The sequence below is a fragment of the Enterovirga sp. genome (genome assembly GCF_028290205.1).
Classification (GTDB): domain Bacteria; phylum Pseudomonadota; class Alphaproteobacteria; order Rhizobiales; family Beijerinckiaceae; genus Enterovirga.
The window spans coordinates 1-11356 of record NZ_JAQGKF010000052.1; the positions used below are offsets into that span (position 1 = coordinate 1).

At 70.2% G+C, this 11356-nt stretch carries 12 protein-coding genes and 1 pseudogene; 5 read left to right on the forward strand and 8 right to left on the reverse strand.

The window, feature by feature from the left end; translation table 11 throughout:
* On the reverse strand, window positions 1-421 hold a 421-nt coding region (locus JWR86_RS03520), incomplete at its 3' end, for an inositol monophosphatase family protein (RefSeq protein ID WP_299560801.1).
* Window positions 422-491: 70 nt separating this feature from the next.
* Entirely contained in the window at window positions 492-914 is a 423-nt protein-coding gene (locus JWR86_RS03525; protein WP_299560804.1) for an OsmC family protein, read from the reverse strand.
* Window positions 915-1090: 176 nt separating this feature from the next.
* Between JWR86_RS03525 and JWR86_RS03530 the strand changes: the two genes are divergently transcribed.
* Complete coding sequence (locus tag JWR86_RS03530) at window positions 1091-2434, forward strand: TAXI family TRAP transporter solute-binding subunit (protein ID WP_299560807.1); 1344 nt, start codon at window positions 1091-1093, stop codon at window positions 2432-2434.
* Between the two features lie 3 nt (window positions 2435-2437).
* Here JWR86_RS03530 and JWR86_RS03535 read toward each other — a convergent pair whose 3' ends face one another.
* The 6 genes from JWR86_RS03535 to JWR86_RS03560 form a co-directional block, all read right to left on the reverse strand.
* On the reverse strand, window positions 2438-3175 hold the full coding sequence (locus JWR86_RS03535) for a phosphatase PAP2 family protein (RefSeq protein ID WP_299560810.1): 738 nt from the start codon (window positions 3173-3175) through the stop codon (window positions 2438-2440).
* 59 nt (window positions 3176-3234) lie between these two features.
* Complete coding sequence (locus tag JWR86_RS03540; protein ID WP_299560834.1) at window positions 3235-4323, reverse strand: ABC transporter substrate-binding protein; 1089 nt, start codon at window positions 4321-4323, stop codon at window positions 3235-3237.
* 128 nt (window positions 4324-4451) lie between these two features.
* Window positions 4452-5555 (reverse strand): alpha/beta hydrolase, encoded by a 1104-nt coding sequence (locus tag JWR86_RS03545; protein WP_299560813.1) that lies wholly within the window; start codon window positions 5553-5555, stop codon window positions 4452-4454.
* A gap of 102 nt (window positions 5556-5657) precedes the next feature.
* Entirely contained in the window at window positions 5658-6122 is a 465-nt protein-coding gene (gene ptsN / locus JWR86_RS03550; protein WP_299560816.1) for a PTS IIA-like nitrogen regulatory protein PtsN, read from the reverse strand.
* Window positions 6123-6200: 78 nt separating this feature from the next.
* The gene (raiA, locus tag JWR86_RS03555) at window positions 6201-6779 is read right to left on the reverse strand and encodes a ribosome-associated translation inhibitor RaiA (protein WP_299560819.1); all 579 of its coding nucleotides are present in this window, start codon (window positions 6777-6779) and stop codon (window positions 6201-6203) included.
* Between the two features lie 66 nt (window positions 6780-6845).
* Window positions 6846-7649, reverse strand: a complete 804-nt coding sequence (locus JWR86_RS03560; RefSeq protein WP_299560822.1) for an RNA methyltransferase — start codon at window positions 7647-7649, stop codon at window positions 6846-6848.
* A gap of 126 nt (window positions 7650-7775) precedes the next feature.
* Between JWR86_RS03560 and JWR86_RS03565 the strand changes: the two genes are divergently transcribed.
* From JWR86_RS03565 to JWR86_RS03580, 4 genes and pseudogenes are all read left to right on the forward strand, one after another.
* A complete protein-coding gene (locus tag JWR86_RS03565) occupies window positions 7776-8159 on the forward strand; it encodes a DUF2934 domain-containing protein (RefSeq protein WP_299560825.1) in 384 nt (127 codons plus the stop codon).
* Between the two features lie 30 nt (window positions 8160-8189).
* Window positions 8190-8939 (forward strand): trehalose-phosphatase, encoded by a 750-nt coding sequence (otsB, locus tag JWR86_RS03570; RefSeq protein WP_299560828.1) that lies wholly within the window; start codon window positions 8190-8192, stop codon window positions 8937-8939.
* A 225-nt stretch (window positions 8940-9164) separates the two neighbouring features.
* The gene (gene otsA / locus JWR86_RS03575; RefSeq protein ID WP_299560831.1) at window positions 9165-10625 is read left to right on the forward strand and encodes an alpha,alpha-trehalose-phosphate synthase (UDP-forming); all 1461 of its coding nucleotides are present in this window, start codon (window positions 9165-9167) and stop codon (window positions 10623-10625) included.
* Between the two features lie 11 nt (window positions 10626-10636).
* Window positions 10637-11356: pseudogene (locus JWR86_RS03580) on the forward strand (glycogen debranching enzyme GlgX); the annotation flags it as partial.

The window sequence follows — 11356 nt, forward strand, 5'->3', positions numbered from 1 at the left end:
GGCTGTCGTTGAGGAACGCGCCCGAGCCCTTCTCGGCCATGTAGAGTTCGTCGTTCGCGGGATTGTAGATCAGGCCGGCGATGGCGACGCCTTCGCGCAGCAACCCGATCGAGACCGCGAAATGCGGGATGCCGTGCAGGAAGTTGGTGGTGCCGTCGAGCGGGTCGATGTGCCAGCGATGGGTGCCGTCGCTGCCGGCGATCACCCCGCCCTCCTCCATCACGAAGCCGTAGCCCGGCCTCGCCTTCTCCAGCGCACTGCGCAGGATCTCCTCCGCCTTGTGGTCGGCGGCGGACACGAAATTGCCAGGTCCCTTGCGGGAAACCTGGAGGTTTTCGACCTCGCCGAAATCGCGTTTGAGCGAACGGGAGGCCTTCATGACCGCGTCGGTCATGACGCTGATCAGCGGCGAACGGATCATAGACACCTGCGCTGGTGAGAGGTTGCGACCGGCGAACCACCTCCGGGTCCGCCGGTCAACCTCGGGGCGCTCAGCCCAGGGTCGCCTCGAGCGTCACCTCGGCCCGGAGCAGCTTGGAAATCGGGCAGCCCTCTTTGGCCGCGCGGGCGAGCTCGTCGAAGGTCGCCTGGTCGATGCCGGGCACCTCGGCCTTCAGCTTCAGGGCGGATTTGGACACCTTGAACCCCTCGGTGTCCTTTTCGAGCGTCACGGCGCCGTCGACCTCGAGCGAGGTCGGCGTGAAGCCGGCGCCGGCGAGCCCGAAGGCGAGCGCCATGGCGAAGCAGCCGGCATGGGCGGCCGCGATCAGCTCCTCGGGATTGGTGCCCTTCTCGCCCTCGAAGCGGGTCTTGAACGAGTATGCCGTGTTGTCGAGAACGCCGGATTGGGAGGTCAACCGGCCCTCCCCGTCCTTGCCGGCCCCACGCCACACCGCTTTTGCAGTTTTGACCATGACCAACTCTCCTTGGTGAGCGTTTCCACGCCGAGGCGGCGCTTGGTCCTGGTGTGCCAGGGCTTCGCGAGATCGGCCATCCCCCCGGCTGCGTCCTCACAACGCCTTGATCGGGGGCCAGGGCTAGTCGACGACGGGCCAGGCGGTCGCGCCGCCTTGCGCCAAGGGAGAGCGGTTTGACGAGCGACAAGCTGTTCCTGGCCATCGCCATGCTGCTGATCGCGGCGGGGTTCGGCTACGCCTACGTGACCTCTCCGACCACCGTGACCATCGCGATCGGCCCGGCCGATTCCCAGGACGGCCAGCTCTTCCAGGCCTTCGGCCAACAGCTCAAGGCGCAGCGGGTGGCGCTGCGCCTGAAGGTCAAGTCCATGCCGGACGCGGAGGCGGCCGCTCAATTGCTGGACCGGGGCGAGGCCGATCTGGCCGTGGTGCGGCCCGACATCAGCACCCCCGCCAACGGCCTGACGGTGGCCTTGCTGCGGGAAGCGGCCGTGATCATCGTGGCGCCGGAAGGCGTGCTGCCCGATCTCGGCGCCCTGACCGGCAAGGCCATCGGGGTCGGCATCGGCCATCCGTCCGATCCGGAGGTGATCAACGACATCGTGCGCCACATCGAGCTCGACGTGGCGGCCGTCACGGTGACGCCCATGCCGCGTGACGACATCCTGACCGCCCTCAAGGAGAACCGCATCCAGGCGGCCGCGATCATCGCTCCGCCGACGAGCCGGACCGCCGCCCTGTTCGTCCGGACGGTTGCCGTGGCCTTCGACGGCAAGCTCGACATCATCGGCGTGGACCGCCCCGAAACGCTGGTCCAGAACAGCCCCACCCTCTCGGCGGTGACGATCCCGGCGGCGCTGTGGGGCGTGCGCCCGAAGCGCCCGGCCGAGGACGTCAAGACGGTCGGAGTCGGCTACCGGCTGATGGCGCACAAAGACCTCGACCGGTCCACCGTGGCGCTGCTCACCGAATCCCTGTTCCAGATGCGCACCCGGCTCGCCATGTCGGCCAGCTCGGCCAACCAGATGCGGGCGCCGGAGATGGATTCGGCGTCCACGGCGACCACGGCCGTGCTGCCGAACCATCCGGGCGCGGTGGACTATTTCCAGCGCGAAACCCAGAGCGTGATGGATCGCTATGGCGACTGGATCTATCTCGGCGTGTTCTTCGGCTCCGGCCTGATCTCGGCCGGGGCCGCCATGCAGCAGCGGTTCCAGCGCAGGGGTCGGGAAAAGATCGACGACGTGCTGGACCGGCTCATCGCGATCCTGGCCGAGGCACGCTCGGCCGAGCAGCCCGGGCGGCTGGACGAGCTTTCGACGGAGATCGACGGGCTCCTGTCGCGCGCCGTCGACCATGCCCGCGAGCGTGGCTCGGGCGCCCGCGCCACGGCGGCCCTGGTCCTGGCGCTGGACGGGGCCCGCACGGCCATCGGCGACCGCCGGCGGGCGCTGTCGGTTCAGCAGGATGCGGGTGGGCGGCGGGACGGCGCCCCGCGCCTCGTCACCATCACCTGAGTTTCAGGCCGACGGCGACGGTGGAGAGGGTGCCCGCCGCTCGCCCTCGACCTCGCCCTCCCGCTGCAGCAGCAGCGCCACGTACCAGCACAACGCCGCCCAGGCCGCGCCGCCGCACCAGCCGGCCAGAACGTCGGACGGCCAATGCACCCCGAGATAGACGCGGGACACCCCGATCAGAATCGTCAGCGCGATGGCGATGCCGAGAAAGAACAGCTTCATTCCCCGCCCCGCATGCACGCGCGCCAGGAGGGCGCCCAGCGTCAGGTAGGTGGCGGCCGACAGCATCGCGTGCCCGCTTGGGAAGCTCGCCGTGTAGACGCGCGCCCCGTGCGGCACGAGGTCCGGCCGGGGCCGGTCGAAGCCGAGTTTCAGCAATGCGCTCAGCACCATGCCGCCGCCGATGGAGGCCAGCACCAGCAGCGCGGCCCGCGACCGGCCCGTCATCCTGAGATAGAGCAGCGCCGAGCAGGTGATCAGGCCCAGCACCACGTGACCGCCGAGGCCGGTGATGTCGCGTGCGCTCTCCTCCAGCCAGGAGGGACCGATCGGATCCGTCGCGTTTCCGGCCACGCGAAGCGCCAGCAGGATGCGCCGGTCGAGCCCGAGCGTCTCGCCCTCCATCACCTCGCCGGCCAAGGCCACGAAGCCCCAGCCGAGCAGGCCGACGAGGCCGATGCTGACCAGCGGCACCGCCTCGTTGAGCCTGAGCCGACCCGTCAGGCCGCTGGCGATCAGCATCGTCCGTGCCGCGCTCGCGCCTGCAAACCCCCGCCAACCAGCCATCCTGCCCCGTCCGCCTAATTGCGTTGCGAGTAGATAAAGAAGTCGAAGGGGAATTCCCCGATCCGGAACCACTGGATCTCCTTCTCCCGGAAGGCGGCCCAGTGATCGTAGATTTTCTTGAACTTGGGATTTTGGGCCGCGATCTCGCCATACAGCTTGAAGGATTCGCGATAGGCGGCCTCCAGCACGTCCCGGGGAAACGCCTTGAGCTGGGCCCCCTGGGCGACGATGCGCCGGAGCGCGTCGGGGTTCTCGGCGTCGTATTTCGCCAGGCACCACAGATTGGCCTCGGCGCAGGCGGCTTCCAGGATGTTGCGGTAGCTGTCGGGCAGCGTCGCCAGCTTGTCCTTGTTGACATAGAGCGAGGTGCCTGCGGTCCCCTCCCAGAAGCCAGGATAGTAGTAGTTCTTGGCCACCTTCACGAAGCCGAACTTCTCGTCGTCATAGGGGCTGGCCCACTCGACCGCGTCGAGCGCGCCCCGCTCCATGGCCGGGAAGATGTCGCCCGCCGCCAGGACCTGGGTGGTGACGCCGAGGCGTGACAGCACCTGCCCGCCCATGCCGGCGATGCGCATCTTCAGGCCCTTCATGTCCTCGAGCGAGTTGATGTCGCGCTTGAACCAGCCGCCCATCTGCGCCCCGGTATTGCCGGCCGGAAAGTTGACCACGTTGTAGTCGGCCATGAACTCCCGGATCATGGCGAGCCCGCCGCCATGGATCATCCAGGCATTGTGGTGGCGCGTGTTCAGCCCCATCGGCACGGAGGCCTCGAACATGAAGGTCGGGTCCTTGCCGACGTAGAAGCTCGACAGCGTGTAGCCGCATTCCACGGTGGCGTTGCCGACCGCGTCCAGCACCTGCAGCCCGCCCACGATCTCGCCGGCCGCGAAGACCTGAATCTGGAACTTGTTGTCGGTCGCGGCCGCCACGCGCTTGGCGATCTGGGCGCCGGCGCCGAACAGGGTGTCGAGGTTCTTCGGATAGGACGAGGCCATGCGCCACCGGATCTCGGGCTGCGCTTGCGCGATGGCCGGGGCCGGCACCGACGCAGCCAGACCAGCGGCGCCGATGCCGGCCCCGCGCAGGAGGGATCGTCTGTCCATGGAGATCTCGACCTGGTTCGTTTCCTCGCCGCTATCTAAGGCAGCGGCGAGCCGCGCCGCAAACGGCGCGGCCCGCACGGGGGCTCGACTGGAGGCCGGGCCGCCGCGCGCTCGCGACCAGGCCGCCCCTACCGGGCGCCGCCGAAGCCCTTTTTGAGCTGCGCCACCGCGAAATCCTGCGCTTCGCCGGCCTTGGCCACCACGGCATCCATGCCGAAGAACTCGTGCGTGACGCCCGTGTAGAGCTTGTGAGTCGTCTCGACGCCGGCCGCCTTCAGCTTCTCCACCAGCATGTCGCCGTCCGAGCGCAGCGGGTCGAGTTCGGCATTGATCACCGTGACGGGCGGCAGGCCCTTGAGATCAGCCGCCACCAGGTTCAGCCGCGGATCCTGCTTGTCGGCGTCCTTGGCCAGGACGTGGCTGAAAAACCAGGTCAGCATGGCCGTGTTCAGCGGCTTGGCGTTGGCCTGATCACGCTTGGACGGGGTGTCCATGGTGGTGGCCGCCACAGGGTAGACCGACACCACGGCGACCGGCTTCGTCAGGTTCTGGTCCCGGGCCGCCAGGGCCGTGTTGACCGCCAGGTTGCCGCCGGCGCTCTCGCCCACGATGGCGATCTTGGCCGGGTCGTAGCCCCAGCCCTTGGCATTCTGCGTGACGTATGTGTAGGCCCGGACCGCCTCCTCGTGCGCCGCCGGGAACTTCCGCTCCGGCGCCAGCGGGTAATCCACCGAGACCACCGCCGCACCCGTCTTGCGGGCCAGCGCCGACGGGGTGGCGTCATAGGTGTCGAGATCGGCAATCACCCAGCCGCCGCCCCGGAAATAGACAATCACCGGGAGGTTGGAATTCGCCGTGGTGCCTTGCGGCACGTACCAGCGCAGCCGGTGGCCGCCCGTCTCGGCCGCGGGCTTGTCCGTGACCGTCAGCCCGGCATGGGGCTTGGCGCCGACCTTGTCGTCCTTGATGACCTTCATGGCGGCGTCGGCCGCGCTCGGCTGGCGTCGCGCCTCGGCGGGCGACAGGCTCTCGATCGGCTTCGGGCCGAGCGCCGCCAGGGCCGCCAGGGCCGCCAGGACCTTGCCCATGTCGGCATCGGCCGCGGCCGCCGGAGTGGAGGACGGCGCGGAGGCGGCGGGCGCGGAGGAGCTCTGAGACCAGACGGCGGACGGGACGCCGACGGCGATCGCCGTGGTCGCGGCAAGCGCGGCCGCGAGGTGACGAAGGGACATGGTTGCCTCTCGGTGGTGGATGCAACCGCAATCCGTTCCGCCCGGGACAGTTCCCGCCAGAGGCGTAGCCGGGCCGGAGGTCCGAAACCGGCCCGCCTGGGGTCAGGCCGCGCGGGGCGCGGGTTCCTGCGTCAGCACGGCATAGAGGGCGCCCGCATCCCGGGCCGCCCGGATCCGCTCATGGATGCCGGGCTCGCGCAGCATCCGGGCGATGCGGGCGAGCGCCTTGAGGTGGTCGGCGCCCGCCCCTTCCGGAGCGAGCAGGAGAAACAGCATGTCGACCGGCTCGCCGTCGATCGCCTCGAAGTCGATCGGGCGTTCGAGCCGGGCAAACAGCCCGAAGAGCCGGTCCAGCCGCGGCAGCTTGCCGTGCGGGATGGCGATGCCTTCGCCGATCCCAGTGGAGCCGAGACGCTCGCGCTGCAGGAGCGTGTCGAAGATCTCGCGTTCGTCGCGGCCGACCAGCCGAGAGGCCTGCGCCGCAATATCGTGCAGCGCCTGCTTCTTGGAACTGGCCCGCAACGCGGGCGCGATGGCCTCAGGCGTCAGGAAGTCGAGTTGTGGCATCGCTCGAACGCTCGATCCAGCTTACGGCTTCCGGGTCCGGCTTCCGATCGGCCCTAGCATGGTCCGGGCCAGCGGGACTCAACTGTCCGCGGTTGGAGGGTCGACCCACCCGATCGAGCCGTCACCGCGGCGATATACGACGTTAACCCTGCCATTGCCAGCGTGCCTGAACACCACCACGGGAGAGCCCGACAGGTCGAGTTCGATCACGGCTTCGCTCACCGACAGGCGGCTCAGCGGGCGAGTCGTCTCGGCGATCACGACGGGATGGTATTCCTCCTCCAACGCCTCGTCGTCGGGCGCTTCCAGGATGGCATAGGCGCTCTCCGGCCCGGTTGCGCCGCGGACGGCGGCGCCGTCGCCCAGCCGGTCCTTGATGCGCCGTTTGTGGCGACGCATCCGTTTCTCGATCCGGAGCGCCGACTGGTCGAAGCTCGCATAGGCGTCGTTGGCGAGCCCGGCGGATTCCAGGGTCATGCCGGAGCCGAGATTGACCACGCACTCGGTCCTGAAACCGCTGCCGTCCCGCGAGACCACGACGTGCCCGCTGCCGCGCCCATCGGCGTATTTCGTGAGCGCCGCGGCGACTCGGGCCTCCACCTGAGCCCGCAGGCTGTCGCCGATGTCGAGGTTCTTGCCGGACACCCTGATCGCCATTCCTGCCTCGCCTGTTACCGCGTCTTGAACCGCGGCCGGGCAGCGTGGTTCCTGCCCCGCGGCGCGTCAATCGCCCCCGGCCAGCCGGCTCGCCGCATGCAGCGCGATGCCGGCCGCGGTGGCCACATTCAGCGAATCGAATCCGGCCCGCATGGCGATCCGAACGGTGGTCCAGCGGGCCAGGATGGCGGCCGGCAGGCCCGGCCCCTCCGCGCCGAGCACCAGCGCCGATCGCGGCGCCCATGCGACCTCCGACAGGTCGCGACGCCCGGCGGGGCTGAGGGCGAAGATCTGGAAGTCCTGACCGGCAAGCTCGGCCAGCAGCTCGTCCGAAGGTCCGCCCCTGGCAAAGGGGACCAGGAGCGACGCCCCGGCGGAAACCCGGATGGCCTTGCGGTAGAGCGGGTCGCAGCTGGTCGCGTCGAGCAGCACCGCATCGGCCCCGAACGCGGCCGCGTTGCGGAACGCGCCGCCCACATTGTCGTGGTTGCTGATGCCGCAGAGCACCAGCACCAGCGCCGGCCCGGCGGCGGGGATCACGCCCCGGAGCGGCAGCGCATCCGGCCGGCGGGCGACCGCCAGCACGCCGCGGTGGATCGGAAAGCCGACGATGCGGTCCATCACGGCCCGGCCCGCCATGTGAACCGGGAGCCCCTCGCCGAACTCGGCCGCGAGCGCGCGGCCGGGCGGGGCGTCGAGCACCAGCAGCGCCTCGGCCGGGAAGCGCGCGCCACGGGACAGGAGAAGGCGCACCGCGACCTCCCCCTCCACCACGAAGCGGCCGTCCTGCCGCGCGAGATCCCGGTCACGCACGGCCCGGAAGGGCGCGATCCGGGGATCGTCCGCGTCGTCGATCGGAATTGCCGTCATGCGTCTGCCTCTGCCTCTGCCGCTGCCTCTGCCCTGCCTCCCGGTCGGGCTAGCATGGCGGCGCGAATCAGCTGAACCCGGCCATTGTTCCGAGCGTTCGCTCACCGGTAGTAGAGAGGAGCGATCATGCCGACCCAAAGGGAAAGGGCCATCCGCGAGCGGGCCCATGCGCTCTGGATCGAGGGCGGGCGCCAGCATGGCTGGCGCGAGGAGCACTGGCTGCAGGCGGAGCGGGAATGGGAGGAGAAGGCGCGGGGCGAAGGGGCTTCGGCGGGCTCCGGCGAGGGCGCGGCCCCAGCCGACACCGCGCGGGCGGCTGAACCGGCCAGCAAGCGTCCGCGGCGAGCTGCCGGCGACGCGGCACGCGCCCCCGGCACGCCCGACAAGGCGGCCAAGAGCGCCACCAAGGCAGCCGACAAGGACGGCGCGACGGAGGGCAAGGGTGCCGGAAAGCCGGCCGCGGCCTCGCGTGCAAAACGGCCGGCGGGATCGAATGCCTCGGCGCGCTGAAGGGGCCGGCCGCGCGCCGGGCCCTCGCGCGTGAGCGCTGCCTCGGCCGGGGAGACAGGCTGGGCGCTGTTTCTGGATTTCGACGGCACGCTGGTGGACATTGCGGAGCGGCCGGAGGCAGTCGTGGTCGAGCCGGGGCTGCCCGAGCTCCTGCGGGCCCTCCATGCTCGGCTCGGCGGCGCGCTCGCCCTCGTCACGGGCCGGACCCTGGCCGATCTCGACGGCTTTTTGCCCGGGCTCGGCATCGATGCCTGCGGCCTGCACGGGCTCGAGCGCCGCATCGGCGGTGAGCGGCGGGACATGCCGGGCCTCGCCGACCTCGGGCCCGAGATCGCGGCCCTGCGGGCACGCCTCGCGGCCTATCCGGGCGTCGTCGTCGAGAGCAAGCGGGTCGGCGTCGCCGTGCATTGGCGCATGGCCCCCGAGGCCGCCGCGGAGGCGGCCGAGGCCGCCGCCGACCTCGCCCGGCGGCTCGGCCCAGGCTACCACGTCCAGGACGGCAAGGCCGTGCGGGAGATCGTGCCGGCGGGCGCCGGCAAGGGTGGCGCGGTGCGGGCCCTGATGGCGCAGGCGCCCTATCGCGGGCGCCGCCCGGCTTTCGTGGGCGACGACAAGACCGACGAGCACGGCTTCGTGGCCGTGGCCGAATGGGGCGGCCTTGCGGTCAAAGTCGGACCCGGCGAGAGTGCCGCACGGCACAGGCTGGCCGGGCCAGGGGCTGTGCGGGCCTGGCTGGAGGCCTGGACCGAGCAGCCGCCGCCCCTCGCGCCATCCACGTGAGCAACGCCCCGAAACCGCATGTTCCTGAACCACTCCGCAGGAACAAACATGATACGGACGGTTTATGGTTCAGGTTGTGTCAGCGGTGAGTTCATGCCGATTGGATCGAGCGTTTCTTGGAAGCGGCCTGGATCGGAAGCGCAGCCCGCGTACCGGTCAGAGGAACCGGCCGGCTCGCGCGAGCCCCGCGGGGGAAAGAAACTGCCCCCCCACCCGACCGACGAGATGAAAGAGACCCTGGACCAGCATGGCGGCGGAGGCAGGTCGCGGCTGGTGGTGGTCTCGAACCGCGTGCCGGCCCCGAACCCGAGAGGCCCGGCCGGAGCGGGCGGACTTGCGGTCGCCCTCGAGGCCGCCCTCAAGGCGCATGGCGGCATCTGGTTCGGCTGGTCCGGCGAGGCCCGACCGGCGATCGACGCCGAGGCTCTGAAGCGACAAACCGTCGGGCCCATCACCTTCGCGACCACCGACCTGACCAAGCGCGACGTCGAGGACTACTATCTCGGCTATTCCAACCGCGCTCTCTGGCCGGTCTGCCATTACCGGCTGGACCTCGCCCGGTTCGACGAGCGCCAGACCCAGGCATATTTCCGGGTCAACGAGTTCTTCGCCCGCAAGCTCGCCAATCTGGTCGAGACCAACGACGTGGTCTGGATCCACGATTACCACATGATGCCGCTCGGCGCGGCGCTCCGGGCGCGCGGGCTGCGCAACCGGATCGGCTTCTTCCTGCACATCCCCTGGCCGCCGGCCGAGGTCGCGAGCGCCCTGCCCGGCTATTCCCGGCTGATGCGGAGCATGGCGGCCTACGACCTGATCGGCTTCCAGACGCCGCGGGACGCCGAGCATTTCGGCCAGTGCCTGGTCGAGGAGGGGCTCGCCATCCCGCTCGGTGACGGCTGGTATGACAGCGGCGAGCGCCGGTTCCAGATCACGAGCTTCCCGATCGGCATCGACACGGATGCGATCCGGATTGCCGCCGCCACCTCCGTGGGCCAGGTCGCCACGCGCCGCATGCTGGCGAGCCTCGAGGGCAAGCGCCTGGTGATCGGCGTCGACCGGCTCGATTACTCCAAGGGCCTGCGGGAGCGTATCCGTGCCTTCGTGACCTTCCTGACGCAACATCCCGAGGCGCGCGGCCACGTGACCTATCTCCAGGTCACCCCGAAATCGCGCTCGGAGGTGCCGGAATACCGGCGCATCGAGCAGGAGGTTGCGACCCAGGTCGGCGAAGCCAACGGCGCGTGCGGCGAATTCGACTGGACGCCGATCCGCTACCTGAACCAGAACATTCCTCACTCCACCCTGACCGGCCTCTATCGCACCGCCGATGTCGGCCTCGTCACGCCTCTCCGGGATGGCATGAACCTCGTGGCCAAGGAATATGTCGCGTCGCAGGACGAGACCGATCCCGGCGTGCTGGTCCTGTCGCGCTATGCGGGCGCGGCCTGCGAGCTGGACGCGGCGCTGCTGGTCAATCCCTACGACGCGGTCGGAACGGCGGCCGCCGTCGCGCGAGCGCTCGACATGCCGCTCGGCGAGAGGCGCGAGCGCTGGCGCAGCATGATGGACGTGCTCGAGCGGCACACGGTCAACGATTGGTGGCGCGGCTTCCTGAACGCCCTCCAGACGGCGCCGGCGCCAGCCGCGGGCGTGACGGACGGGCAGGTCGGCGCCACAGGCTGAGCACCTCCTTGATGCCGGCCGTGTGGCCGGGTGGCCGGACGGTGATCGGGGACGGGTCGCCGGCGCAGCTCGGCGCGTCCTGGGACGGGCGCGGCGTCAATTTCGCCCTCTTTTCCGCGCACGCGACGCGAGTCGAGCTCTGCCTCTTTACGCCCGGCGCGGAGCGGGAAACGGAGCGCATCACCCTTCCGGCCCGGACGGGGGACATTTGGCACGGCCGCCTGGAGGGCCTCCGGCCCGGCCAGCTCTACGGCTACCGGGTGCACGGCCCCTACGACCCCGAACGCGGCCACCGCTTCAACCCTCACAAGCTGCTGCTGGATCCCTACGCCGGTCATCTGACCGGGCGCATTCGGCAGGACGACGCCCTGTACGGTTTTCCGCGCGGCGGCCCGGAGGGCGACCTTGGTTTCGACACCCGCGACAGCGCCCCCTTCATGCCGCGCTGCGTGGTGACCGATCCGGGCTTCGCCTGGGACGACGGGGACCACCGGCCACGCCGGCCGTGGAGCGAAACCGTCATCTACGAGGCGCATGTGCGCGGCCTCACCCGGCTCCGCCCCGACATCCCGGAATCGCTGCGCGGCACCTACGCGGCGCTGGGCCATCCGGCGGTGATCGCCCACCTGCAGCGCCTCGGCGTGACCGCGATCGAACTCCTGCCGATCCAGGCCATCGCCGACGAGCCGGCCCTCGGCGCGCGTGGGCTCGTGAATTACTGGGGCTATTCC

Excerpts from the sequence above, each read along its gene's own strand:
- JWR86_RS03525 (WP_299560804.1), bottom strand. The coding sequence starts at position 914 with ATGGTCAAAACTGCAAAAGCGGTGTGGCGTGGGGCCGGCAAGGACGGG.
- JWR86_RS03545 (WP_299560813.1), bottom strand. The coding sequence starts at position 5,555 with ATGTCCCTTCGTCACCTCGCGGCCGCGCTTGCCGCGACCACGGCGATC.
- otsA (WP_299560831.1), top strand. The coding sequence starts at position 9,165 with ATGAAAGAGACCCTGGACCAGCATGGCGGCGGAGGCAGGTCGCGGCTG.
- JWR86_RS03565 (WP_299560825.1), top strand. The coding sequence starts at position 7,776 with ATGCCGACCCAAAGGGAAAGGGCCATCCGCGAGCGGGCCCATGCGCTC.
- JWR86_RS03535 (WP_299560810.1), bottom strand. The coding sequence starts at position 3,175 with ATGCTGATCGCCAGCGGCCTGACGGGTCGGCTCAGGCTCAACGAGGCG.
- ptsN (WP_299560816.1), bottom strand. The coding sequence starts at position 6,122 with ATGCCACAACTCGACTTCCTGACGCCTGAGGCCATCGCGCCCGCGTTG.
- raiA (WP_299560819.1), bottom strand. The coding sequence starts at position 6,779 with ATGGCGATCAGGGTGTCCGGCAAGAACCTCGACATCGGCGACAGCCTG.
- JWR86_RS03560 (WP_299560822.1), bottom strand. The coding sequence starts at position 7,649 with ATGACGGCAATTCCGATCGACGACGCGGACGATCCCCGGATCGCGCCC.
- JWR86_RS03540 (WP_299560834.1), bottom strand. The coding sequence starts at position 4,323 with ATGGACAGACGATCCCTCCTGCGCGGGGCCGGCATCGGCGCCGCTGGT.